The sequence below is a fragment of the Nonomuraea sp. NPDC004186 genome, assembly GCF_053603495.1.
Map to the genome: position 1 here is coordinate 184,664 of NZ_JBSGFQ010000008.1, position 24,546 is coordinate 209,209.

The 24,546-nt window shown below is 70.2% G+C and carries 20 protein-coding genes; 13 read left to right on the top strand and 7 right to left on the bottom strand.

Translation table 11 applies throughout. The features are described from left to right. Nucleotides 1-198: 198 nt before the first annotated feature. The 4 genes from ACWEPL_RS09395 to ACWEPL_RS09410 all read right to left on the bottom strand — a co-directional run bounded on the left by ACWEPL_RS09395 (nucleotide 199) and on the right by ACWEPL_RS09410 (nucleotide 4,798). Nucleotides 199-2,058, bottom strand: coding sequence for a TIM-barrel domain-containing protein (locus ACWEPL_RS09395; RefSeq protein WP_452435710.1), 1,860 nt, complete (start codon nucleotides 2,056-2,058; stop codon nucleotides 199-201). Nucleotides 2,059-2,483: 425 nt separating this feature from the next. Beyond that, nucleotides 2,484-2,939, bottom strand: coding sequence for a hypothetical protein (locus ACWEPL_RS09400; RefSeq protein WP_452435711.1), 456 nt, complete (start codon nucleotides 2,937-2,939; stop codon nucleotides 2,484-2,486). A 146-nt stretch (nucleotides 2,940-3,085) separates the two neighbouring features. Beyond that, the gene (locus ACWEPL_RS09405; protein WP_452435712.1) at nucleotides 3,086-4,186 is read right to left on the bottom strand and encodes a hypothetical protein; all 1,101 of its coding nucleotides are present in this window, start codon (nucleotides 4,184-4,186) and stop codon (nucleotides 3,086-3,088) included. Between the two features lie 123 nt (nucleotides 4,187-4,309). Continuing rightward, nucleotides 4,310-4,798 carry a hypothetical protein gene (locus tag ACWEPL_RS09410; RefSeq protein WP_452435713.1) on the bottom strand — a complete coding sequence of 163 codons (489 nt, stop codon included), beginning with the start codon at nucleotides 4,796-4,798 and terminating at the stop codon, nucleotides 4,310-4,312. 163 nt (nucleotides 4,799-4,961) lie between these two features. Here ACWEPL_RS09410 and ACWEPL_RS09415 point away from each other — a divergent pair, with 163 nt between their 5' ends. The 6 genes from ACWEPL_RS09415 to ACWEPL_RS09440 all read left to right on the top strand — a co-directional run bounded on the left by ACWEPL_RS09415 (nucleotide 4,962) and on the right by ACWEPL_RS09440 (nucleotide 10,461). Next, entirely contained in the window at nucleotides 4,962-5,972 is a 1,011-nt protein-coding gene (locus tag ACWEPL_RS09415) for a LacI family DNA-binding transcriptional regulator (protein WP_452435714.1), read from the top strand. Between the two features lie 57 nt (nucleotides 5,973-6,029). Next, entirely contained in the window at nucleotides 6,030-7,109 is a 1,080-nt protein-coding gene (locus ACWEPL_RS09420) for a LacI family DNA-binding transcriptional regulator (RefSeq protein WP_363985222.1), read from the top strand. A gap of 180 nt (nucleotides 7,110-7,289) precedes the next feature. Continuing rightward, nucleotides 7,290-8,633, top strand: a complete 1,344-nt coding sequence (locus tag ACWEPL_RS09425) for an ABC transporter substrate-binding protein (RefSeq protein WP_452435715.1) — start codon at nucleotides 7,290-7,292, stop codon at nucleotides 8,631-8,633. A 5-nt stretch (nucleotides 8,634-8,638) separates the two neighbouring features. Beyond that, nucleotides 8,639-9,553 carry a carbohydrate ABC transporter permease gene (locus ACWEPL_RS09430; protein WP_452435716.1) on the top strand — a complete coding sequence of 305 codons (915 nt, stop codon included), beginning with the start codon at nucleotides 8,639-8,641 and terminating at the stop codon, nucleotides 9,551-9,553. Then, nucleotides 9,550-10,317, top strand: a complete 768-nt coding sequence (locus tag ACWEPL_RS09435; protein WP_452435717.1) for a carbohydrate ABC transporter permease — start codon at nucleotides 9,550-9,552, stop codon at nucleotides 10,315-10,317. The genes ACWEPL_RS09430 and ACWEPL_RS09435 overlap by 4 nt, the downstream gene beginning before the upstream one ends. A 12-nt stretch (nucleotides 10,318-10,329) precedes the next feature. Then, nucleotides 10,330-10,461, top strand: a complete 132-nt coding sequence (locus ACWEPL_RS09440; RefSeq protein WP_452435718.1) for a hypothetical protein — start codon at nucleotides 10,330-10,332, stop codon at nucleotides 10,459-10,461. Between the two features lie 156 nt (nucleotides 10,462-10,617). Here ACWEPL_RS09440 and ACWEPL_RS09445 read toward each other — a convergent pair whose 3' ends face one another. Continuing rightward, nucleotides 10,618-11,589, bottom strand: coding sequence for a helix-turn-helix transcriptional regulator (locus ACWEPL_RS09445; protein ID WP_452435719.1), 972 nt, complete (start codon nucleotides 11,587-11,589; stop codon nucleotides 10,618-10,620). A 91-nt stretch (nucleotides 11,590-11,680) separates the two neighbouring features. On the opposite strand from ACWEPL_RS09445, the gene ACWEPL_RS09450 reads away from it, so the two are divergent. From ACWEPL_RS09450 to ACWEPL_RS09470, 5 genes are all read left to right on the top strand, one after another. Then, a complete protein-coding gene (locus tag ACWEPL_RS09450; protein ID WP_452435720.1) occupies nucleotides 11,681-12,664 on the top strand; it encodes a zinc-binding dehydrogenase in 984 nt (327 codons plus the stop codon). Then, nucleotides 12,661-13,761 (top strand): winged helix DNA-binding domain-containing protein, encoded by a 1,101-nt coding sequence (locus ACWEPL_RS09455; RefSeq protein ID WP_452435721.1) that lies wholly within the window; start codon nucleotides 12,661-12,663, stop codon nucleotides 13,759-13,761. The genes ACWEPL_RS09450 and ACWEPL_RS09455 overlap by 4 nt, the downstream gene beginning before the upstream one ends. A 274-nt stretch (nucleotides 13,762-14,035) precedes the next feature. Further along, on the top strand, nucleotides 14,036-14,341 hold the full coding sequence (locus tag ACWEPL_RS09460) for a hypothetical protein (RefSeq protein ID WP_363985210.1): 306 nt from the start codon (nucleotides 14,036-14,038) through the stop codon (nucleotides 14,339-14,341). Then, the gene (locus ACWEPL_RS09465; protein ID WP_452435722.1) at nucleotides 14,338-15,483 is read left to right on the top strand and encodes a bifunctional WXG100 family type VII secretion target/C40 family peptidase; all 1,146 of its coding nucleotides are present in this window, start codon (nucleotides 14,338-14,340) and stop codon (nucleotides 15,481-15,483) included. The genes ACWEPL_RS09460 and ACWEPL_RS09465 overlap by 4 nt, the downstream gene beginning before the upstream one ends. Before the next feature lie 214 nt (nucleotides 15,484-15,697). Further along, nucleotides 15,698-20,560, top strand: a complete 4,863-nt coding sequence (locus tag ACWEPL_RS09470; protein WP_452435723.1) for a DUF4132 domain-containing protein — start codon at nucleotides 15,698-15,700, stop codon at nucleotides 20,558-20,560. Between the two features lie 98 nt (nucleotides 20,561-20,658). Here ACWEPL_RS09470 and ACWEPL_RS09475 read toward each other — a convergent pair whose 3' ends face one another. Together ACWEPL_RS09475 and ACWEPL_RS09480 are read right to left on the bottom strand one after the other, a co-directional pair. Then, nucleotides 20,659-21,291 (bottom strand): TetR/AcrR family transcriptional regulator, encoded by a 633-nt coding sequence (locus ACWEPL_RS09475; RefSeq protein WP_452435724.1) that lies wholly within the window; start codon nucleotides 21,289-21,291, stop codon nucleotides 20,659-20,661. Between the two features lie 32 nt (nucleotides 21,292-21,323). Continuing rightward, a complete protein-coding gene (locus tag ACWEPL_RS09480) occupies nucleotides 21,324-22,520 on the bottom strand; it encodes a cytochrome P450 (RefSeq protein ID WP_350730796.1) in 1,197 nt (398 codons plus the stop codon). 152 nt (nucleotides 22,521-22,672) lie between these two features. On the opposite strand from ACWEPL_RS09480, the gene ACWEPL_RS09485 reads away from it, so the two are divergent. Both ACWEPL_RS09485 and ACWEPL_RS09490 read left to right on the top strand, forming a co-directional pair. After that, nucleotides 22,673-23,443 carry a class I SAM-dependent methyltransferase gene (locus ACWEPL_RS09485; protein WP_452435725.1) on the top strand — a complete coding sequence of 257 codons (771 nt, stop codon included), beginning with the start codon at nucleotides 22,673-22,675 and terminating at the stop codon, nucleotides 23,441-23,443. 75 nt (nucleotides 23,444-23,518) lie between these two features. Beyond that, complete coding sequence (locus ACWEPL_RS09490; protein ID WP_452435726.1) at nucleotides 23,519-24,526, top strand: aldo/keto reductase; 1,008 nt, start codon at nucleotides 23,519-23,521, stop codon at nucleotides 24,524-24,526. Nucleotides 24,527-24,546: the final 20 nt, after the last annotated feature.

Below are 24,546 nucleotides of genomic sequence, written 5' to 3' on the forward strand. Positions count from 1 at the left end.
GCAGGTCGTCGTCGGCTCGTGCTGCTCATCCATGAGCCGAGCCTTGCAGTCTTGCGGGCCGTCCGTGGGGTGATCGAGCGGCAGGGCGAGGTGTCGTACCCGGCTGAGGCCCTGGCGGTCATGGTCGGCGTGACCTGAGACGTCGGAGCGCCCGGCGGGCACCTGCGAGCCCGCCGGGCGCTCACGGCGCCGGCGGTATCACCTGTAGGTGAAAGTGACCGGGTTGTGCTGGGGGAGGGTGACGGTCAGGGTGCGGGTGGCGCTGTCGTACTGGTACGCGTTCGCGGGCAGGTTGGTGGGCGGTGCCGCGTTGCGCAGGGAGAGGGTCCACTGGCGGCCGGTCGTCCTCCCGCTGATCCTCCCGCTGATTCTCACGGTGTGCCGCCCGCCCGACTCCGAGTACCGGATCCTGGTCTTGTCGTGCAGCGTGACCGAGCCTGAGGCCCCCGCCGCGATGCTGACGGTCATCCTGTCCTTGGCGGTACGGGTCGGCACGATGCCTCCGGCCCTGACGAACACGGGCATCGTGTCGAGGCCGGTGGTGATGCTCCGGGTCGTGCCGCCGCTGTAGGTCTGGCCGGTGAAGTAGTCGGTCCACTGCCCCGGCGGGAACCACACCGAGGTCGTGGCCGTGGCGCCGGGCGTGGTCACGGGGGCGACCAGGAGGTCGGGGCCGTAGAAGTACTGGGTGGCGGCCGTGGCGTAGGCGGCCTCCTCTTCGGGATATTCCAGATATGTCGGGCGGACGATCGGGACGCCGGTGGCGTTGGCCTCCTTGGCGAGCGTGTACGTGTACGGCACCAGGCTCTCCCGCAGGTTGAGGAACTTCTTGGCCGAATCCTTCGCCGCGGCCCCGTACTGCCAGGGCAGCCGGTCGCCATGGTTGCTGTGCAGGCGGTCGATCGGCTGGAAGGTGCCGAACTGGACCCACCGGGCGTACAGGTCGTCGGGCAGCTTGGTGGTCCGCCTGGTCTGCCCGTTCACGATGTAGGTCTCCGAGCCCTGCAGGCCGGTGGTGTCGTTGTGGCCGCCGATGTCGTGGCTGATGGCCGCCATGCCGGTGGCCGCCGACTCGGCCGGCGTGGAGCCGACCTCGACCCGCAGGGTGCCCCACGTGGAGGACGTGTCGCCGGTGAAGTGGAGCGTGGTGCGCTTGTCCGCCCACGGGCCGGTCGGCAGGCCGGAGCGCCCGGCGTACGAGCCGGTCTGCAGGGAACCGTACGCGCGGGACATCACGAACCCGCCGTTGGCCGCCGCGTACTGCTGGTTGATCCAGGCGTCAGGGGTCACGCCGGGCAGCGAGGACTGCGAGGCGTCGCAGCACCAGTCGAGCCACCAGAAGTCGTTGCCCTGCTGGTCCATCGTCTTGTGCAGGTCCATGTACGCCTTGAGCTGGTCGGGGTCGCCCCAGTCGAAGGTGTGGCAGTTCGGCCCCGCCGCCCCCGCGCAGCCGCCCTTGCGGAGCTTGCCCTTGGCCGTGGCCTGCGCCTGGGCGAACTGGGGGTCGTCGCCGACGATGCTGGGGTGGGTGTTGAGCGTGTTGTGCAGGCCCTGGGAGGCGGACCAGTCGAAGAAGGCCTTCGGGTCGGGGAACTTCGCGCGGTCGATCTGCCAGCCGCTCCACGTGTTCGGCGACTTGAAGTCCGTGTCGGTGACCAGGACGTCCAGCGGGACACCCTCGGAGCGGAACCTGGGCAGGATCGTGTTCTGGTAGTCGGCCGCGGTGCGGTCGATGTACTCGGAGTACCACACGCCGTACGCCCACTGGGGAAGCAGCGCGGGCGGGCCGGTCAGGGTGGCCAGGTCCGACAGGGCCCGCTTGTAGTCGCGGCCGAAGCCGAAGAAGTAGCCGTCCTGGTAGGGCCGCTGCGCGGAGCGCTGGGTGACCTTCTTCGTGGCCGGGTCGTACAGGGCCGAGGGCGTGTCGTCGAGCAGGTACCAGCCGTCCTTGTGCAGGAGGCCATCTTGGCGTAGCCCGCGTCCGTCGGGTGCGCGTCGATGCGCGGCTGCAGTCGGCCTTGCCGGTCGGGATGAGCTTGGCGACCAGCACCGTGGCACGTGGTGAGTGCGTCAGCGCCTGGTTGATCAGCTTCTTGAGCCGGGTGGGCGCGGCCGGCAGGTTGCAGTTCTGGTTCATGTCATTGGTGCCGGCGTGCAGGGGGATCACGTTCGGCTGATACCGCGGCACGGTGCAACAGGCGAAGGCCGCGATCTCGCCGATCCGCTTGCCCGGGTGACCAGGGTTGTCCTTGTCACTCATCTCGCCGGCCTTCACCGACCCGACGAAGTCGACGCTGCTCCAGCTGTCCTTCAGATAGGCGTACAACTCCAGGTACCGACGTTCTGTGTGGCGTGGGCGAAATTCTCCTTCGCCCACGCTTCTCCCGCAGGAAGCCGCCTTGGGGGTGCCCAGGGTTCCGTTGAACGCGTTCATCATGAGCGGTCCCATGATGCCGGTAACGACGCCTTGGAGGGGGTGCAGATCAGCGGATAGGTTGCGGCGCCCACCCCGCTGGCCACCATGGCCGAGATGCACAGCGACCTGATCCCGTACGTACCCCGTGGTCCAGGCGATCACCCCGGCGGCAATCGTCTTCCAGGACCAGGAGGTGGTGACCTCCCCGGCCGGCGTTGTCGGAGGTCACGTTCACCGTGCCGTCGAAATTCGGCCACTCCGAGGTATCGATGGTGGCGCCGCCTTGGTTGTCGGCGAGCGTCTGCTTGATCGCGGGGCCCAGCCCGCCGTGCTCCGTGATGTCTGCCTGCATCTCCGGCACGATGCCCCGCGGGTCAGCGGGATCCATGCCGAGGTCAGAGGCGTTGAGGGTAAGGATGAAGTCCCGGTCGGCCGCTGTCGCCGGGGGTGCCAGGCCCGGTAACGAGGTCGCCCCGATGGACATGATCAAGGCCACTTGGCCAGTCGTTCTTCGCGTCTTCACGCACGCCTCCGCATTCGCCGGGGTGATCATTTCCAGCCAACGCGAGAACGCGGTGAATCCCTCATTAACACTCGCGGGTGGTTATGAGGGTTCACGCGAGCGGCTCGGGTTCTGAGGGTGGGCGCGAAGGCCCGACCAAGGGCCGACTACTTGAAGGCGCGGTGGAGCTGGGTCATGGTCTGCTCGACGCGGCTCTTGTCGCCGACGACCACGTAGGTCTCGTAGTTGACCTTGTCGCCCTTGTCCATGGCTCCACCGGGGCTGGTGACCTGGATGGTGTTCTCGCCGAAGTGGCCGTTGTAGTCCATGGGCGGGCGGGTCATCGTGTAGTAGTAGGCCTTGCCGCTGAGAACTTCGGGCTTGATGTACATGCCGAGGCAGTAGCGGTCGTCGTCCGTGCAACGGACCATGGGGTCCTTGCTCGTGTGGGACTCCACGGGCTTGGGCGACAGGCGACCGGTGGCGGGGCTGTAGGAGAAGACCTTCGTGAAATCCGGCTGCAGGTAGGCGACGAAGACGCCGCTGAAGTGGTCATATGGTTCGTCGTCCGAGGTGATCGTGGCGGTGGCGCGGAAGACGTTCTCCAGCGCGGGCACGTCATGATCGGGGGCGAGCTCGATCTCGGTCTGCAGCCAGTACGGCGACAGTCCCATGGTGAACGGGGAGCGCTTGTCCTGGTGGTCGGCGCTGCGGCAGTTGCCCCAGCCCGGCTTCGTGTCCGCGAGGGTCACGAACATCGCGGGCCTCCCCGCCGTGCGGATGGAGCTGCCGGACCGGGCCATGGTGTAGAGCGCGCTCGTGCTGGGACCGTGGTAGGGAGGCGGCTGGTCCACGTCGTCCATGCGGGTGCCGGCCTGCGTGGGGTTGTAGCACTCGGTCGCCGCCTTACCTTCCTGCCAGGCGTGGAAGGCGTACTGGAAGGCGGCGCCGTGGCCGCCGCTGGAGATGAACTCCTTGTTGTTCACCTTGACCGACGCGATCGCGCCGGCCAGCGCCGTCGACGTCGTGACCGACAGCTTGTTGCGCTTGTCGACCAGGACGGACGCCGTGACGTCCTGGAACGTCCGGTCGTAGTTCTTCTTCGCGGCGCAGTCGGACTTGTACGTGAGCACGAAGTCGTCATAGGTGGGGCTGCTCCGTGGCGGCGCCTCGCACGAGCTCTGCGCGGCTGTCGCGGCCACTGGAGTGACCACAGCCGTCATGACCGTGACCACGGCCAGTACGGCCCCCTGTCGGATGGATCTCATGATCGGGATTAAACCGGCGCCCGGCGATGAGATGGGATCTGTTCGAGAAAAGGGTAAGTGTTTGGGTTCGCCGGTTCGACGCCATCGGTGCTCACCTGCCGCTTCCGTCGTAGCGAACGTTTTCTATGAAGAAAACTGCGTGCCGGCCAGCCGTTCGTATTCGCTGACGCACAGCGGCAGGACCGCGCCGTGCTTGGTGTTGGGCGTGATCGCGGCCGGTACGCACCGCCAAGCGTCCGTGGTGACATCGGCGATGGCGAACGGGACATATCCATGGAAGTCCGGCCCGAAGTGGTCGGCGAACATCAGCCACCCGTGCCCGAGTTCCGCCGGCGCCCAGGTCATGCCGGCGGCCTCGCCGGACATCAGGACGTGCCGCTGCTCTCCCCATTCGAGCAGGTCGTCGCTGCGCCAGATCTCGATGCGGCGGCTGCCCGAGCGAACGGCGTCGGCCCAGTCCGTCGTGTGGACCTGCTCGCCCCGCGCATCCGGACCGGATAGTACGACAGCACCCGTTGCGCCGCACCGCTCGTCGGCGCGGCGGTGACGTTCGACGAGGCCGCGGCTCTCACGCCTTCCTGAGGCGTCCCTAAACGAGTTGTATCGATACAAGCAGAGTCTCATGACGTCCAGGCCGGCCCGTCGGCGGCTGAACCGCCCTCGGCTCTGGGGCGCCGACCGGCCGATCCCTCCCTGCCGCCGGCGCAGGACCGCTATCGGCTCCCCCGACCACCGACGGCAGTGTCAAGGGTTGAGGCCGTGAAAGGATGTCGAGGTGGTGACGATACAGGACGTGGCGAAGGCCGCCGGGGTCTCGCCGATGACCGTTTCCCACGTCATCAACCACCACCCGCACGTCAAGACCGAGACGCGCGAGCGCGTGCTGCGGGCCATCAACGAGCTCGACTACCGGGTCAACGTGGCGGCGCGCAACTTGCGCACCGGGCGTACGGGGACCATCGGGCTCGCCGTCCCGGAGATCGACCGCCCGTACTACGGCCAGCTCGTTGCGAAGATCATCGCGGCGGCGGCGAAGCGGGATCTCAGGGTCGCCATCGAGCAGACCGGCGCCTCGCGCGAGGGCGAGCTCGCCGCGCTGGCCCTGTCGCGCAACCGCCTCTACGACGGCCTCATCCTCAGCACCGTCGGGCTCGGCCCGGCCGACACCGACCTGCTCAAGGTCGACTTCCCGGTGGTGATCCTGGGGGAGCGGATCTTCGACGGCCCTGTGGACCACGTCGCGATGCCCAATGTCGAGGGCGCGCGGGCCGCCACGGCGCACCTCATCGAGCGGGGCTGCCGCCGCATCGCGGTCGTCGACGGCCCGCAGCGGGGCGAAGTCGACGTCTCCAGCCTGCGCCACGACGGCTACCGCGAGGCGTTGGAAGAGGCAGGGCTACCCTTCGATCCCGAGCTGGTGGTCCCCATCGACGCGCTCACGATGGAGACGGGAGCGGCCGCCGCGCGCCGGTTGGCCGGCTCCGGGGTCGCGTTCGACGGCGTGTTCTGCGTCACCGACACGGTCGCGATGGGGACGCTGCGCGGCCTGGCCGACTGCGGGATCCGCGTCCCGCAGGACGTCAAGGTGATCGGCTTCGACAACATCGCCGAGGGCGCCTACCTCGTGCCGTCGCTGTCGTCCGTCGATCCCGACCATGCGCTCATGGCCGGCACGGCCGTCGGCTTCCTGGCCAAGCGGATCGCGGAGAACGGGAAGAACAAGCAGGTCGCGCGCGAGTTCATCAGCCGCTTCTCCGTCGTCGCCCGCGAGTCGACCGGAGGGTAGACGCGTGCGGCGTCATCGTGGTGACCATATACGGACAACGTTCTCTACACTGGTGAGGTGGCCAGACGAAGGAACGACGCGCTCGACGACCCCGAGCACCGCCAGAGCACGATCAAGGATGTGGCCGAGCTCGCCGGCGTCTCGCTGTCCACGGTCTCGCGCGTGGTGGCCGGCAACTACCCGGTGGCCCAGGCCACCCGGTCGCGGGTGGAACGGGCGATCGAGGAGCTGAACTACGTCGCCAACACCCACGCCCGCGTGCTGGGCGGCGGATCGGCCCGCACGGTCGGCTTCATCGTCAACGACGTGCGCGGCGCGGCCTTCGCCGAGGCGGTGCACGGCGTCGAGCAGGAGGCCGCGCGCCGTGGGCACATCTGCCTGGTGGCCACCACCGACGGAGATCCCGTCCGCGAGCTGGCCGCGATCCAGCTCATGCGCGAGCAGCGGGCCGCCGCGGTGTTCCTGATCGGCGGCGCCACTGACAACGCCGCCTACCGGGCCCGGATGGCCGACATCGCCCGCTCGCTCGACGCCTCCGGTTCGCGGCTGGTCCTGTGCGGCCGCCCGCCTCTGGGGGACGGGATCCCGGTAACCGTCGTCGAGTACGACAACGAGGGCGGCGCCTACGCGCTGACCAGCTTCCTCGTCGGCCGTGGCCACCGCAGGATCCTTTACGTGGGCGGGGATTCCACGTTCACCACCACCGCGGGACGGCTCTCCGGTTTCCGCCGGGCGATGGGCGACCTCGGCTGCCCCGTGGACGAGAGCCTGTTGGAGCTCGGCACGGATTTCACCCGCGCGTCGGGCTACGAGCGTGTCAGCGCCCGGCTGCGGGGGGAACGCGACTTCACCGCGGTCTTCGCCGAGACCGACGTGATCGCCGGCGGCGCGATGGCGGCCGTCTTCGACGCGGGTCTCAGCGTCCCCGAAGACGTCTCCATCGTCGGCTACGACGACATCCCCCTGGCCGCCGATCTGCGTCCCGGCCTGACCACCGTCCACGTGCCGTACGAGGAGTTGGGCCGCGCGGCCGTGCGCAGCGCCCTGGACCGGCCCGCGGGCAGGGCGGAGCAGCATCAGATGCTGGGCGCCCACGTCGTCATCCGCCGGTCCGCCGACCGGCCCTCCCCGGCGTAGACAGCGTTCCCGGCGCGAGACGCCGCCGCGTGACAGCGCTGCACCATGCCTTTCACCAAGGACACGGGCGTAATGGGAAATTTATCCGCCTGAAATCTTGCCCTAACGGTAAGGGGGTTCTACGGTCTCCGTAGACAACGCTTTCTATAGCCGCCCCCCATTCTGCGAAGGAGCGGTGCCGTGAACCGCATCCCAACGAGCGCCCTCGCCGCCGGCCTGACGATGGCCGTCGTGCTGACCGGCTGCGGCTCCCCGGAGCCCACCGCCCAGGAGCCCGCCGCCACGGCGGGCGCGGGCACCGGGCCGGTCACCCTCACCTGGTGGTCGTGGGACGAGAGCAAGTTCCTCGACCCGGTCGTGGCCAAGTTCAACGCCACCCACGACCACATCAAGCTCAAGGTGGTCAAGCAGGCCGACAATCCCGGCACCGCGGCCAACCTGCGCAACGTCGTCGCCGCGGGACAGGACGTGCCCTGCCTGGTGAAGGCCTTCGGCGAGGTGCCCGGTCTGGTCGGTGAGGGACTGCTGGCCGACATCACCGAGGTCTTCCAGCCGTACACCACGAAGGGCCTGTTCAACGAGGCATCCTTCCCGGGTGCCAAGGCGGGCGACCGCTTCTACGGCATTCCGACCGGCTTCGCGCCGTCGTTCATGATGATCAACCGGGCCGTGTACGACAAGCACGGCGTCGCGGTGCCCAAGACCTGGGACGACGTGATCGCCGCGGGCAAGGAGTTCAAGAAGCACGGCGTCTACGTGATGAACCTCGCCGGCGAGGACCCCTCCACCCTGATCAACCTGGTTCAGCAGGCCGGCGGGTCGTGGTACGCGATCGAGGGCGACAGCTGGAAGGTGGACTTCCTGTCGCCGCAGTCGCTCAAGGCCGCCGACGTCGTACAGCGGCTGGTCGACGACGGCCTGGTGGCCAACCAGACCTACCAGGACCGGCCCGCGCTGATCAGCTATTTCGACTCGGGCAAGATGGTCTCCTTGCCGACCTCGACGTGGCAGCTCGGCAACTACGAGCTCAACTACAAGAGGTCGCTGGGCGACTGGCAGCCCATCGACCTGCCCCAGTTCGCCGACGCCCCCGCGTTCGTGACCCCGGCCCACGGCGGCGCGCTGCTGGTGCCCAAGGGCTGCCCGAACATCAAGGAGGCCGTCGAGGCCGGCGTATGGATGACGACCGGCAAGGACGCCATCGACGCCTCCTACCAGCAGGACACCAGGCAGTACGCCTGGCCCGGCGCCGTTCCCGACCCGTCTCCCTGGATCGACTCGGTGGTGCCGGAGAAGCTGTTCGGCGAGCGCAAGGGCGAGGCCAAGGGCGTGATCCTCAAGGCGACGCAGTCCGGCCGGGACCCCTGGGTGGTCGGCCCGAACTTCACGGGCGTCTTCTCCGAGCTCCAGGACCAGTGGGCCAAGATCGTCACCAAGGAGATCACCGTCCGCCAGGCCCTCGAGCACATGCAGAAGTTCACCGTCGACGACCTGAAGTCGAAGAACATCAACGTGCGGGGCTGAACGTCATGGCCATCACCGCGAGCCCCAAAGCGTGGCGGCGCACCGCCGCGCTGCAGGGCGCCTCGTTCACCATCCCGTTCTTCCTCGGGTTCGTGCTGTTCAGCGTGGTGCCGATCGTGCTGGCGCTGCGGGAGAGCGTGTTCACCGAGAAGAGCTCGGGCCTCGGCTTCGGCCCGAAGACGGTCGAGTTCGCCGGGCTGGACAACTTCCTGCGCGGCATCGCCGACGCCAAGTTCTGGGCGGGCATGGGACGCGTGGGTCTCTTCGCGGCCATCAGCATCCCGCTCATCCAGATCGTGAGCGTCGTCATGGCGCTGCTCCTGGATGCCGCCTCGCGGCGCGTGGCCGCGCGCTTCCGGCTGCCGCTGCTGATCCCGTACATGATCCCCGGCATCGTGGCCACCCTGATCTGGATCTACCTCTACAGCCCCGACGTCGGCCCGCTGACCCCGTTCTTCGCCCTGCTCGGCATCGACGCCGACTTCTACAGTGGCGAGCTGATCTGGGTGTCCATCGGCAACCTCGTTGCCTGGGGAGCCATCGGCTTCAACATGCTCATCGTCTATGCCGACCTGCAGTCGGTGCCGCGCGAGATCTTCGAGAGCGCCCGCGTGGACGGCGCCTCCGAGCCGCGGATCGCCTGGTCCATCAAGGTGCCCATGATCCGCCGCTCGCTGGTGCTGACCACCGTGCTCAGCATCATCGGCACCCTGCAGATCTTCAGCGACCCCATGCTCTTCCGCTCGATGACGCCCGAGACCATCACCCGCGACTTCACGCCGATCATGGCCATCTACGACTGGGCCTTCGCGCAGGGCGACTTCAACTACGCTGCCGCCCTGTCCGTCATCCTGGCGCTCGTGGTCGGCGCGGCCTCGGCCATCTTCTACCGCCTCACCGACAAGGCACCCACCTCATGACGACCGCCACCACCGCGAAGCGCCCCGCCGCGCCGGCCCCCGCCACACCGGCCGGACGGCACACCCGGCCGCACAAGGCCAGGACCAGGGTCGCGGTCATCACCGGCCTCGTCGCCTTCACCGTCTACTCCGTGGCGCCCGTCTGGTGGCTGGTCGTCGCCGCCACCAAGAGCCAGTCCGACCTGTACACCACCAATGCGCTGTGGTTCGCCGAGTTCCGGCTCTGGGACAATCTGCGGGGCCTGTTCACCTACCAGGACGGGATCTTCCTGACCTGGATGGGCAACACGCTCCTGTACGGCCTGGCCGGCACCGCCGGCATGACCCTGGTCAGCGTGGCCTGCGGTTACGGCCTGGCGATGTACCGCTTCCGCGGGCGCGGCGTCATGATGGGCGCCATCATCGGCTCGTTCCTGGTGCCGGGCGCGCTGCTCACGATCCCGTCCTTCCTCCTCTACACGGACCTGCGCCTGATCGACACGCCGTGGGCGATCATCGTGCCGAGCTTCTTCAGCGCCTTCTCCGTCTACCTCGCCAAGGTCTACGCCGAAGGCGCCATCCCGCCCGAACTGCTCGAGGCCGCCCGCATCGACGGCGCGGGGGAGTACCGCATCTTCTTCCTGATCGGCGCCAGGCTCATGTCCACCGGCGCGGCGACGATCTTCCTGCTCGGCTTCGTCGGGTCCTGGAACTCCTTCTTCGGCCCACTGGTCTACCTGCGCGACCAGTACAAGTGGCCGGTCATGCTCGGCCTGTACTCGTGACTGAAGGTCAAGGTGGACAACTCCACCGACCTCACCGGCCTGGTCGTCGTCGGCTCGATCATCTCGCTGATCCCCATGGTCGCCCTGATGATCTCCCTGCAGCGCTATTGGCGCTCGGGGATCACGCTCGGCAGCCTCAAGTAACCACCACCACACCTGCTGAACACGGGGGACCCGTCTGTGACCTATCGCCGCCCGAAGGCCCTGCTCGCCATGCGCCAGGTGTTCGTTCCGCGGCTCTTCCCGGCCGCCGTCCGCGACCGGATCGAGCGGCACGCCGACGTCGACGATGCCTCCCGGCTACGGCACGGACGGCCTGTCGGGCGCGGCGGTGGCCCGGATGAAGCGGGTACCCCACTCCTGTACGTGCGCGGCGAACTCCGGCGGCCCCAGCACCTCGAACTCGGCGCCAACATTGCCCAGCGCCTGCGTCGGCCAATCGAGGGAGGTCGAGGTCATGGTGATCCGGCAGGTGCCGTGGCTGAGCGGTTCGATCGTGCCCCACTGGCCGATCGCCTGCCGTACCCGGGCCGCGGGGGCGTGGACGAGCGCCTGGACCGTGTACGGCGCCGGGGCCCCGCCGGCCGCCTGGACGAAGGCCGCGGCGTCCTCGGCCGGGAGCGGACGCGGCCGGAATCGCGTGCCTGTCCCGGCCGGCTCGGTCAGCCGGTCGAGGCGGAAGCTGCGCCAGTCGTGCCGGGTCAGGTCGTAGGCGGCGAGGTACCAGCGTCCGCCGAGGGCGACCAGGCGGTGCGGCTCGACCTCGCGCCGGGTGGGGGCGGAGCCTCTGGCGGTGTAGCCGAAGCGCAGCCGCTCCTGGTCGCGGCAGGCCTGGGCGACTGCGGTGAGCACCTGCGCCGCGACGACCGGCCCGGCCGGGGCGACGGAGAGGGTCATCTCCCGCAGGGCGTCCACCCTGGCCCGCAGCCGGGGCGGTAGGACCCGGATCACCTTGGTGAGCGCACGCAGCGACGCCTCCTGCATCCCGGCGATCCCGCTCTGCGCCGCGTCGCCGATACCCACCGCCAGAGCCACCGCTTCCTCGTCGTCCAGCAGCAGCGGCGGCAGGACGGCGCCGGGCGCGAGCTGGTAGCCGCCGTCGGTTCCCCGGGCCGCGCTGACCGGATAGCCGAGCTCGCGCAGCCTGTCGACGTCGCGGCGCAGGGTCCGCTCGGATACCCCGAGCCGCTCGGCCAGTTCCGTGCCGGGCCAGTGGCGGTGGGTCTGCAGCAGCGAGAGCAGTCGGAGGGTCCGTGAGCTGGTGTTCGCCATGTCGCCATCCTCGCGCGACTTCCGGTCAAAAAGTGACCGGAAGCCTGTTTAGAGTCGATTTCGAAGGCCGTACCGACCTAAGGAACAAGAAATGATCACCCGTGAGATCCAGCTGACCGCACAGGTCGCCGGCACCCCCACGCTCGACCACTTCACCGTCGCCACCACCGAGGTGGACGGCGAGGTCGTGGTGCGGACCGACCAGATCGGGCTCGCCGCGACCTACCTGGAGCTGATGCGCGCGGACTGCACCATCCCGGTACCGGCCTGGCAGCCGGGCCAGCGGGTGGGTGTGGCCGCCATCGGCACCGTCGTCCGGTCCGACAGCCCCGAGCTCGCGGTTGGCGACCTGGTCCAGTCGATGACCGGCTGGAGCGAGTACTCGGCGGGCCCGGCCGCCCAGTACACCAAGCTTGACCCCATCGCCGACCCCGGCTACTACCTCGGTCAGGGGCCGACGGCCTACTACGGGATGGCCGACGTGGCGGGCGTCGGCGAGGGCGACGTGGTGTTCGTCTCCGGCGCGGCGGGCGGGGTCGGCTCACTGGCCGGGCAGATCGCCAAGTGCCTGGGCGCGGCACGGGTGATCGGCAGCGCCGGCAGCCCGGCCAAGGTCGACTATCTGGTGAACGAGCTCGGCTACGACGCCGCGTTCGACTATCACGACGGCTCGCCGGTCGACCGGCTCCGAGAACTCGCACCCGAGGGCATTTCGGTGTTCTTCGACATCGTGGGCGGCGAGCAGTACCAGGCCGCGCTGCAGGTGGCCAGGCCCGGCGCCCGGTTCGCGCTGTGCGGCTCGCTGTCCAGCCAGCTCGGCGACGCGGCCGAGCGCTTCCCCACGCCCGACCACGTCGCGGCCCAGGCCAGGGGCATCGAGCTGCTGCCGTTCTCCTGCTACCACACCCCCGACCAGATCGCCGCCTGGCGGGAACACTTCAGCACCTGGCTGGGCGAGGGCCGCTTCGTCTACCCGCAGACGGTCATCAAGGGCGAACTCGAGGACGTGCCGCAGGCGTTCTTGTCCCTGCTCCAGGGCTCCTACCGTGGCAACGTCTCGGTGCGGCTGTCATGACGACTCTCTCGAGCAGGGCCCTGAACCGGGCCCTGCTGGACCGCCAGTTCCTGCTGGCCCGCACCGATCACACCCCGCTTGAGGTGATCGGGCGCCTGGTCGCGATGCAGGCTCAAGAGCCCAACTGGCCCTACGTCGGGCTGTGGAGCAGGATCCGCGGCTTCACCCACTCCGAGCTCACCACGCTGCTGCAGGACCGGAGGGTGGTCCGCTCCGGCCTGCTCCGCAGCACCCAGCACCTCGCCGCGGCCGACGACTTCCGCCGGCTGCGGCCGCTGCTGCAGCCCGTCCTCGACCGCACCGCCCGCTCGCCCTACTTCGCCCGCAACAGCGCGGGCCTGGACACCGCCTCACTGGTCGCCACCGGGCTTGAGCTGCTGGCGGGCGGGACGACACCGCGAAAGGAGCTGGCCCGGCGGCTGTCCGAACGCCACCCGGACCGCGACGGGCGCGTCCTCGCCGGGGAGATCGAGCTCAGGACCCCCCTCGTCCACAACCCGGCCACCGGTACGTGGGGCTCCTGGGGCACCCGGTCGGCCGTCTGCGTCACGCCCGCCGAGACCTGGCTCGGCCGGCCCATGGTTCCGGCGACCGCCAAGGAGCTCATCCGCCGCTATCTGGCAGCGTTCGGCCCAGCCGGGATCATGGACGTACAGGCCTGGTCCGGGCTGACCCGCCTCGGCGAGATCGTCTCCGGCATGCGCGCCGAACTGCGCCACTACCGCGACCCCGACGGCAGGGAACTGATCGACCTGGCCGACGCGGAACTGCCCGACCCCGACACGCCCGCCCCCGTGCGACTGCTGCCCGCCTTCGACAACGCCCTGCTCGGCCACGCCGACCGGACCCGCATCATCAGCAACGAGGACCGCAAACACGTGATGCCCGGCCAGGCACAAGTACGGCCCACCTTCCTCGTGGACGGCCACGTGCACGGAACCTGGTCTCTCGAAGGCGAAACCCTGCGCCTCACGCCATTCCGCCCTCTGACCGCGGCCGACCGGGCCGCGTTGGAGCAGGAGACGGAGCGCCTGTTGCCGTTCGTGGGAGGCAAGAACGTGTCCTTCAGCAGCCCGATCGCGACCCGGACATCCTGACGCCGGCGTTCGATCGCCGCCGGATCGTCATCCAGGAACGTACCCCTGACCATTCGCGGCAGGCCGGGCTCGCGCAGGTTACGGCTGCTGGCCGGGCGATCACCGGCACCCGACCGCCGCTCGGCAGCATCGGCGCCTCGGCGGGTCAGATCAGGCGAAGGGTCCCGTACGGTCCGGCATCGCGGCGGCCATGAGATCGCGGCCGGGCGAAGAGGCCGAGGGTGTTAGATTGTCGGGCGGTTGATGTTGATCTGACAGTAGAGGCGTGACTCACGTGGCAGGGTTTGAGATCTACTTCGACACGCTCGAAGAGTGCGCCACCAAGGCCAAGGGAGTCGCCAACCAGTTCAAGAGTGCGGCGGAGGACGGCCCCACGAGCGTCAGCACCTCCTGCTTCGGCACCCTGGAGAACGTTTCCGACAAGCTTGCCAAGGCCGTCAACGACTTCGAAAAGAAGATCGACGCCGAGATACGCCACGCGCAACAGAACCTGACCAAGGTCGAGGCGGCCATCCACCAGGTCGTCACCAACGTCCGCACGGCCGACCTCCCCGGCGTTCCCCGGACGGAGCAGGTGTGACGGACATCTGGGACCAGTACCTCAGCCCCATCCAGCGCGTCATCGACGACCTGAGCGGCGACCAGGCCCAGATCTCCAAGATCTCGGGGCAGTGGCGAACGCTGGCAGGCGACATCACCACAGAGAACGGCGTGATCAAACGCGCGGTCAACCGGGTGGACAGCGCGTGGAACGGCGCCGCCGCCGAGAGTTTCGCCAAGTACATGGCCAGATATCCCAAGTCCGGTACGGCACTGAGCGAGGCCCTGACCAGCTGCGCCGGCAAGCTGGATGCCGCCGGGAGCGCACTGGAGACGGCCAAGGGCGAGGTCCAAGCCCTCTACCGGGAGAAACGCGCCTGGCTGGACGAGCAGCGCAACGACCCCGACAGCACCACGATCTCGATGACGAGCATCCGGTCCCAGGTGTCCAACGCCCTCGATCGCGCCAAGGTGCACACGGACAAGGCCGCCGAGGCACTCGGTCAGGCCACCAGCGAGATCGGCAAATACCTCGGCGAGGTGCGGTTCTTCACCGGCATCCCCGCTCCAGGCGATCAAGACTTCGTTCCGGGCAACAAGGCCAAGATGCCCTGGATCCCCGACCCGGACTTCCGCCCGCACACCCCGAAGACGCAGCTGGCGTCCTACAACGGCAACGGCAACGGCCTGCCGCCCGGCGATGGCATCGGGAACGGCGTCAACGGGGCGGGCGGCAGTGGAGGCGGTGGAGGCGGCGGCGGTGGCGCGCCTTCGCTGGCCGTCCCGCCGAACGCCCACAACCTGGCGCCCAACCCTCGTGCCCAGGCCGTCATCGACTACGCCCTCAAGCAGATCGGCGACCCTTACGTGTGGGGAGCGACAGGACCCGGCTCCTTCGACTGCTCCGGACTGACCCTGCGCGCGTACGAGTCCGCGGGGACCGCCATCCCCCGGGTCGCGAACGACCAGTGGCTGCGCGGACCGCGCATCCCTGATGGCAATGTGCAGGCCGGAGACCTTGTCTTCTTCGACAACAACGGTGACGGCACCGCTGACCATGTGGGCATCGTGCTCGACCCCGAGAAGGGCACGATGATCCACGCGCCCAGACCGGGCTCCGAAGTCAAGATCGCCCCCTACAGCCGCCCCCCCATGGGTTTCACCCGCCCGGGAACGAGCTGACCCCGGCCACACCTGGAGCCCGGCTCGACGTGGCCGAAGAAGCCTCATCCCAGACGTCCCCGAGTTCGCATCCGACGCGAACGCCGGCAGCGCGCCACCGCGATGACAAAAGACAAGATCGCTATCTCCCCCGCCCTACCGGCCGCCCCCGCCACTGCGGGTAAATCATCCGTTTCCCGCAGAATGTCGTAGGGATGATCAAGAATGGCGTGCCATGGGATGGATCGGGATCGCGACGGGCCACGAGCTCACCGTCGAGGGGACGCGGCGGCCGGTGCTCGCCTGCCGGACGGCCGCGGGCCACGTGCTGGCCAAGGTGCCCGCCAACGTCAGGAAGGATCCGACCGCGGTACGGCTCGCCGCCCTCTGCGACCGGCTCGGCGAGCACGCGCGGGCGGTGCACGACCGGGTCGAGTCCTGGATGGTGCGGTCGCTGCCCGTCCCGGCCGCGGTGTTCGCGGCCGTGTGGGACGACCCGGTGTGGCGCGAGACGCTCACCGACCTGGTCATCGCCCCGATCATCGAGGGCACGCCCGACCTCGGCCGCTGCGCGCTCCTGCGCGAGGGCGCGTGGACGGGCGCGGACGCCTTCGCGATCCCGCACCCGCTGCTGCTCGGCGACGAGCTGCCCAACTGGCGGGGACGGAACCTCACGCAGGTTGTCGAGCAGGTACGCCGTGAGGTGTGGACGCGTCCCGCGAGCATGGACCGTACGTTCGGCGTGGTCGACACCTTCGGATACATGGACGCCCGGTACGAGAGCGGCGCCGCGTTCGAGCGCCGCGTGCACGAGCTGGGCGGGCGCATCAAGGGGGACAGGGCGCGGTTCACCGTGCACGCGCCCGAGCCGCTCGGCATCGAGATCGACCTGGACTGGAGCGGGCCGATGAGCCCGGCCTACATGGCGGGGCTGAGCTTCACCGCGGGCGGCCGGGAGATCGGCGACATCGCCTGGTCCGAGGGCATCCGCATTCTCATGGCTCTGTACGCGGACCGCACCGTGGATGAGACGGAGCCGGTGGTGGAAGCAGCCGAGGCGTACTCCCACTACTGCGACGCCCACCAAGGCGAGCCCGGCACCGTGGTGCCCTCCGGCATCACCGGCCCGACGCGCGACGTGCTGCTGCGCGCCGGGGCGGTGCTGCCGGGCACGCCCGCCGGCTCCGACGAGGACACGTGCGTCGCCGTCCGCTACGAGCACGCCGTCCTGGACGAGCCGGTCGTCGAACTCGTCCGGCGCGCGGCCGTCGACGGCGACAAGGCCGAGAAGTCGCTGTACGACCTGGATCCGGTGGCGGAGACCGGCGTCGGCACCGTGCACGCGGGCCCGCTCGGCTTCCTCGCGTCCGCCCTGCTCTGGTACCCGGCGCACCGCGCCCGCATCCTGGCCGCGCACACCGACCTGCGGGCCGCCCGCGGCCTGGCCGCGCGCAAGCCCGGCCTCGCGCGCACCGCGCTCACCCGTACCGGCGACGACCTGGAGACGCACGCGCCCGAGCTGCTGCCGCCGTTCTACGAGGAGTGCGCGCGGATCATGGCCGCCGCGGGCAGCGCCCGCTTCGCCGCCGCCTTCTTCGAGAAGGCCCGCACCGCCGAGGACGCGCACGCGCTGCCGGTCGACGAGGCCGCGCTCGTCGCGGCGCACCTCGCCGCGGGACCGGACGCCGCCGGAACGGCCACGCTCAAGAAGCACGGCAAGCGGCTCGCCGCCCGCCATCCCGCCCCCGGCGCGTACCGCTGGCACCGCGGCCTGCTCACCGAGTGGTGCGAGGAAGTCCCGGACGGCGCGGACGGCGCGCTGGCCCTGGCCGACGGCTGGGCGGCGCTGGCGAAGGCCGCCGGGCACGCGCTCGGCGGGCCCGAGGACGAACGCGCCGTACGGGCCCTGCTGGAGAGCGGGTGCATGGCGTCGGCACCGCAGGCCCTCTGGACGTTCGTCCTTCCGCTGCTCGGCCCGATGGCACGGGCGGACGCGGGCATCGGCCGCGCGCTCCTCGGCATCCTGCCGCTGCCCGCCACGGACAACCCCAAGGCGAAGAGCGCGGCAGTGTCGCTCCTCCTCGGCAACCTCGCGGGCGCGGGCCTGACCGCCCCGTTCACCACGTCCCCCGGGCCGGCGGGGGCGGCGGTGAAGGACTGGCTCGGCCGCTTCCTGAAGCTGTACGCGGGGCTCGCACTCCCCGTCGCCGGTCTCGGCGACCTCCTGCACGACGCCGGTACGCGGCTGCGCGCGGAGGGCCTCACCTGCGACGACCATGAGGCGGTGCTGGGAGCGGACGAGGACGAGGTCAACCGCTGGGAGAAGACCGCCGCCGACCTCCCGCTCCTCGATCTCCTCCTGGACCGCGGCGTCCCGCTCGCGCGGCCCCGGCTGCTGCACACGTTCAAGCTGTACGACCGGCTCGCCTCCGGAGCGGGCACCGACCTGGCCGCCGTCGCCGCCGACCCGGACTGGGCTCCGCTGCTGCGCGACGCGATCGCGGGCAACGTGACCAACCAGCTCAACGTCACCGAGCCCGCCGTCCCGAAGCAGACCGCCCCCGAGACCGTACGGGCCCTGACCGCGACACCGGGAACGGCGCAGATCGTCGCCGCCATCCTGGCCGAGCATGCCGAGCGGGTCCCGGATCAAGGGCTTCCGGACGCGCACGCCGCCCTGTGCGACGCCGAACGGTTCACCATCGCCGGAATCCCGGGCCGCCTCCTGGACAGCGTCCGGACGATCGCGACCGGGACGGACCCGGCCCGCGCCCTCGCCGCCACGCTGAGCGGCGGCGTCCTCGACGAACTGGAGTTGCCCGCCTTCGTCCCCGGCCACGTCAACACCATCACCGACTACCTGGAAGAGAGCGGCACCGACCTGCTCCTGATCGAGTCCGGCCGGCTCTGGGAGCACAAGTTCCGCGCCTCCGTCGTCACACCGGATGGAGTCGGCCCGTCCCACGGCTTCGGCACGTACGAGTCCGTCTCCAGCCGCTCCCACGAACGGGCCGAGGCGCGCGACCTCTACGACCGCTGCCTGATCGCCGTGAACGGCCGGGTGACCGTACTGGACCACGGCGGCCCGCACTGCCCGCACGGCAGCGCGCATCCCGCCGCCCGCCGCGTCGTACCGGCCGACGGCGAACGGGTCGCCTTCCCCGGTGGCGCCGAGGCCACCGTGTGGCGTGGCCAGGGCCGGATCATCGAGCTGCGGGACCCGGCCGGGCGGACCATCGGCCGCTACGTCCGCGGCTGGGGCAGGGTGCCCGAGCACGACGGCGCCGAGAACATCAGCACGGTCGAGCACCACCGCTACGCGTCCGGGACCCGCCTGGTCGCGCCTCCCGGCCGGTGGTCGGCGATGCGGCCGCGCGACCCCGAAGGATCCAGGGCGCTGCGCGCCGTCGACGAGAAGAAGGCGCAGGCCCTGATCGACGTCGCGGACGCCGCGCTCGCCGCCGACCTCATGCGGGTGCTGGACCCCGAGAGCGGGTACGCGGAGAAGGACGCCGCCCGCGACGAGCTGGCGGGACGGCTCCACCCGCTCCTGCCGGAGATCACCGACGAGTCGCTGTGGAAGGGCGTCACGTTCCTGGTGTGGACGGCCGTCGAATGCCGCGAGCGCGCGTTCGCCCTGCTGGAACGCCTGGCGCTGACCCCGCCGCCCCACCTGCGCCCGGCGCCCGCCTCCGCGGCACCCGCCGTCCCGTCCGAGAAGTCCCCCGAGCCGGACGATCCGGGGCCTGAGTCCGCGTACGAGAGGATCGTCCACTTCGCCCGCGCCGCCGTCGATGTGCCGTACGACAAGACGATCGCGAGATTCGACGCCCCCGCCGTCAAGGGGGTCGAGAACACGCTGGGCCGCCTCGGCGCCGCCGTCCTGGAGGCCGCGTGGGGCAACGGCGGCGGGCGCGCGCGACTTCTGGAACTGGCCGCCGTCCCCGAACTCCTCCGTACCGACGGCACCTGGCACGTCGCCCGGCTGCGCCCGGAGTACGACCTCGGGCAGATCCGCTCGGGCCGCGGCCCCATCATGGCCGCCGCCGTCGCCGACTACGAGCAGGTGGGGCACGGGTACGCGGTCACGGCGCTCCTCCACACCCCCGATGGCCCCGACCCGCTCCTGTTCACCCGCAACCGCGTTGTCGAGCTGCGGACCTGCCGCGGCTGGGGCGACCCGGACCGGCTCCGGCAGGCGCTCGACCTGATCGCCGAGAACGGCCCGCCGCCCGTGGACCGGGAGGCGACCGTACGGGCGTTCGCCGAGGCCACCGGCCTGTCGCCGGCCCAGTGCCTGATCCTGCTGTCCACCTCGGCCCGCACGCTCTCCTGGCCGGACGGCTGGGCACGGGGCCGCGTCGCCGCCCTCCGCAAGGGCGACGCCGCCCGCGCCCGCGAACTCGACCTGACCGAGACCGAACTGCGCATCGCCGCGCTCTCCCTGGAGGCGCTCACCACCACCGACGAGGCCGTCGAGGTCGTCGAGCTGCTCATGCCCGACGACCCCGCCGACCTCTGGCGTACGGGCCCCGACCTGGACCGGGCGGTCGCGTACTGGACGGAACGTCACCCGAGGCTCACCCCGCTCACCGCCGAGCAGTGGGTCACCCTCGCCTCCGGCGCCGAGGACGCCCTGGAGGCGCTGATCGCCCTGCTCGGCAAGCGTCCGTCCGTACCGCCGCTGGGTCACATCGCCCGCGCTGCGAGGCTCCTGGCCGACCGCCTGCCCAAGAAGGACCACCCCGCCCGTACGACCGCCGCCGCCCGCCTGCGTGACCTGCACGAACACGTCACTGGCCCGGACACGACCCTGCCCATCGCCTCCGGGGTCACCTCGGTCGCCGCCCTGGAACGAGCCGCCGGAGCGACCGCGGCCCACCTCCCGGAGAGCAGGCTCGCCATCGGCGCAGCCCTCACCCTGGAGCCCGCCGGGGACGGCTACCGCGTCCACCTCCGCCCGTCGCGCTGGCCCGACCTGGACGCGCTGGGCCCGGCCCTCCGCCGCGGCGGCGCCACCGATGTCGCCCTGGTCATGGAGGATTTGCGCTTCCTCCGTTCGTCCGAGCCGATGGAGGCCGCGGCCCGGCTGAAGTGACGTTCCCGGAGGTGCGCGGTGCGGGCCATGATGTCCAGCCGCCTTCACGGTCGGCTCAGTATTGCCTGAATCGACGGGAAGGCCGGGATCAGGCGGGTTCAGCGTCCGATCTGTCGCGAAGTCAGGGAGGAGTCGAGGATGTGGTGCGACCGGGTGGAGGGGGCCGGCAGTTCGTCGTCCGACGGCCGCAGGCTCGACAGCAGCAGCGCCAGGTAGCGGCGGAGATCTCCGCATTCGGGGTCACCCGAATGCATGGTGGCCAGCGCCATCACCAGGATGGCGGCCAGGTCGCGGACGATCAGGTCGTGGCGTACCGCGCCCTGCCGCTGGGCCCTGGCCAGCACGACGCCCAGCGGCCCCATGAACCGCACGGCGATGTCGACGGTGAACGCCCCCGACATGCGCGCCGCCCGCAGCAGCGCGCGGTGCGCCGCGAGGGTCTCGACCGAGGCGGTCAGCGCCTCGGTCAGCGCCCGTCCGGCGTCGTCGGCGTCGCAGGCGGCCAGGACCAGCGGCTCGACCTCTTCGGCGAAGTACGTCTGGAAGGCCGCCCTGATCACGCCGTCGCGGTCGCCGAACCTGCGGTAGACGGTGGCGCTGCCGATGCCGGCGGACCGGGCGATCTCCTCGAGCGACACGTCCGGGCCGTGCTCGCGCAGACTCGCGATGGCGGCCCGGACGATTTTGTCCGCGTTACGCAGCGCGTCGGCTCGCTGTCGCTGCTCGTGCACACGTGAACGCTAGCAGCCGACGCACCCTGGGTTCACCAGGCGACTTCGAAGCTGGTCAGCCCGAAGACGATGTGGAAGGAGCGGAACTCGGCGGGGGCGCCGCTCTCGCGCAGGCCGGGGAAGCGCTCGAACAGGGCGGGGAAGGCGATGCGCAGCTCCATCCTGGCCAGCGGCGCGCCGAGGCAGTGGTGCACGCCGTGGCCGAAGGCGACATGGCCCATCTCGCCGCGGGTGATGTCGAAGCGGTCGGGGTCGGAGATGTACTTCGGGTCGCGGTTGGCCGAGGGCAGCGCCAGCATCACCAGATCGCCCGCCGGGATGTGCTGTCCCGCGACCTCCACGTCGGTGGTGGTCACCTTGGCCACGCCCGAGTGCACGATGCTGAGCCAGCGCAGCAGCTCCTCCACCGTGGCGCCGATCCGCTCGGGCTCCTTCATGAGCAGTTCGAGCTGGTCGGGGTGGCGCAGCAGGGCCAGAGTGCCGAGCCCGAGCATGTTGGAGGTCGTCTCGTGGCCGGCCAGGAGCAACAGGCTGGAGATGCCGGCGAGCTCGTCGATCGACAGGTCGTCGCCGTGCTCGCGCACCAGCATGCCGAGCATGTCCTCGCCCGGCTCGGCCTTGGCACGGGCGACCAGCTCGGACATGTAGGCACGCGACTCCAGCGAGGCCGCTGTGCGCTCCTCGGGGGACCTGGAGATGTCGAGCAGCGTGTTGGTGCGCTGCTGGAAGTCCTCGCGGTGCTCGTACGGGACGCCGAGCAGCTCGCAGATCACCAGCGAGGGGATGGGCAGCGCGAAGGTCTTGATCAGGTCGACCGGCGAGCCCGCGCGCTCCATCGCGTCGAGGTGGTCGTTGACGATGTCGTGGATGCGGGGCTCCAGCCGGCGCATGCGGCGCATGGTGAACTCCGGCGTCAGCATCCTGCGCAGCCGGGAGTGCTCCGGCGGGTCGAACAGCAGCAGGTTGCCCGCCTGCATCTTCGCGACCTGCTCGGGGCTCAGGCCCTGCATGCCGGGGGCCGGGAGGTTCTGCGGGCGCCTGTTGCTGAACCGCTCGGCGTCTCCGAGGATCTCCTTGACGTCGGCGAAGCGGGTCACGAGCCAGGCTTCGAGCCCGAACGGCGTGGGCACCCGCTCGATGCCCGCGCTGTCGCGCAGTTTCGCGAGCTCGGGAACCGGATCGAACGCGGTGCGCCGCATATGCAGGGGCAGAGTCACAGGATCGCTCATGTCATCTCCTGGAGAGGCCGATGTGCCGGAAACGCCCTTCAAAAATGATAGTAGTCCATCACTTGCTCGGGGTGGGCGGCGACCGGCACGTGGCGCGTTCCCGCAGCACAGCCTTCTGGATCCTTTCCCGTGGGCTCTCATATCGTCGGATCATGGAATCCCACGAGCTCCATCTGGACCGCGCACGTGCCACGTCCTTCGGCTCGGTGGCCGAGCAGTACGACCGGTATCGCCCGGAGTCCCCGGACGAGCTGATCGACGAACTCACGGCGGGCCATCCAACCCGCGTGCTCGACGTCGGATGCGGCACCGGCAAAGTGGCCCGGACGCTGGCCGGACGAGGGCTGGCGGTGCTGGGGGTCGAGGTGGACGAGCGCATGGCGAACGTCGCACGGGGCCACGGCGTCGAGGTGGAGGTCGCCCCGTTCGAGACCTGGGATGACGCGGGGCGTCGTTTCGACCTCATGACCTGCGGCGACGCGTGGCACTGGATCGACCCCGACGCCGGCATCGCGAAGGCCGCACGGGTGCTGGCCACCGGCGGCGTCATGGCGTGGTTCTGGAACTCCTCGCAGGTCGAGGAGCCGGTGGCCGCGGCGTTCGCCCGCGTGTACGCGCAGCACGCGCCGGAGATCGTCTGGGTCTGGGGACCACGGGACACGACCCGTTCCGAACGCGTGCCGCTCTCCGGCCGCGACGCCTTCTCCCCGATCGAGGAGAAGGTCTACCGGCAGGAACGCGTTCTGACCGCCGATCAGTGGGTCGGGCTCGTCGCGACGTCGAGCGACCACCTCCGGCTCGGGGCCGAGCGGCTCGCGGCACTGCTGCGGGTGGTGCACGGCACAATCGAGTTCCTGGGCGGCCATGTACGCATTCAGCACGAAACCACCGCCCTGATCTGCCGACGGCGGCGGCGCCTTTGACCCGTTCCCCGTTTCCTTGACCTGGAGCGCGCTCCAGCTCCTAGCGTCGGTGGCACCGAGAAGGGAGCAGATCACGTGAGAACAGTGCAGCTTGGCCGTACGGGCGAGCAGGTCAGTCAGCTCGCCCTGGGATGCATGATCATGGGAACGGCGACACCGGAGGACGAAGCCGTCACGATCCTCGATCGGTACCTCGAGGCCGGAGGCAATTTCCTGGACACCGCCGACTGCTACTGCTGGTGGGAGAACCGGGGGAGCAACGGCGGCGAGAGCGAGGAGCTGCTGGGTCGCTGGCTGGCCAGGACCGGGCGGCGTGAGCAGGTGTTCCTCGCGACCAAGGGCAGCGCCGTGGTAAGCGACCTGGACGCGGTCTGGTCCGAGGGCCGGCCTGACTGGGACGCCGCCTACCGGACGTTCGTCGGGGCCGGGGCGAAGACCTTGCGCGAGGCCATCGACGGCAGTCTGCGCCGGCTCGGCACCGACCATGTCGACCTGTACTACGTGCACGTCGACGATCGCGCGACCCCCTTGGAGGAGACGCTGGAGGCGCTGGCCGGTATCGTCCAGGCCGGCAAGGCCCGCTACATCGGCTGGTCCAACGTGCGGACCTGGCGGTTGGAGCGGATCCGCCAGTTGTGCGCCCAGCACGGCTGGCCGGCGCCGGTGGCGCTCCAGCAGCAGCACTCCTACCTACGGCGCCGGGCCGGGCTCCGGCACGCGTCCATCGTGGACGACGAGCAGCTCGACTACCTGCAGGCACACGACGACCTGACCCTGGTCGCCTATTCGCCGATCCTCAAAGGCATCTACGACAGCCCCGCCAAGCGCGCAGGTCACGGGGTGATGGACCCGTACCAGGGCCCGGACGCCGAGGCCCGGCTCGCCGTCGCCGCCGAGGTGGCCGCTGAGACCGGCGTCACCCCGAACGCGCTGGTCCTCGCCTGGCTGCTGCACCAGACCTCGCCGGAGATCGTGCCGCTGATCGGGCCGCGCACGCTCCAGCAGTACGAGGCGGCGCTACCGGCGCTCGACGTCAAGCTCACAGCAGAGCAGCTTGCCCGCCTCGACGCCGCCGGAGCCTGACCGGAACCCGACGCCGGGCC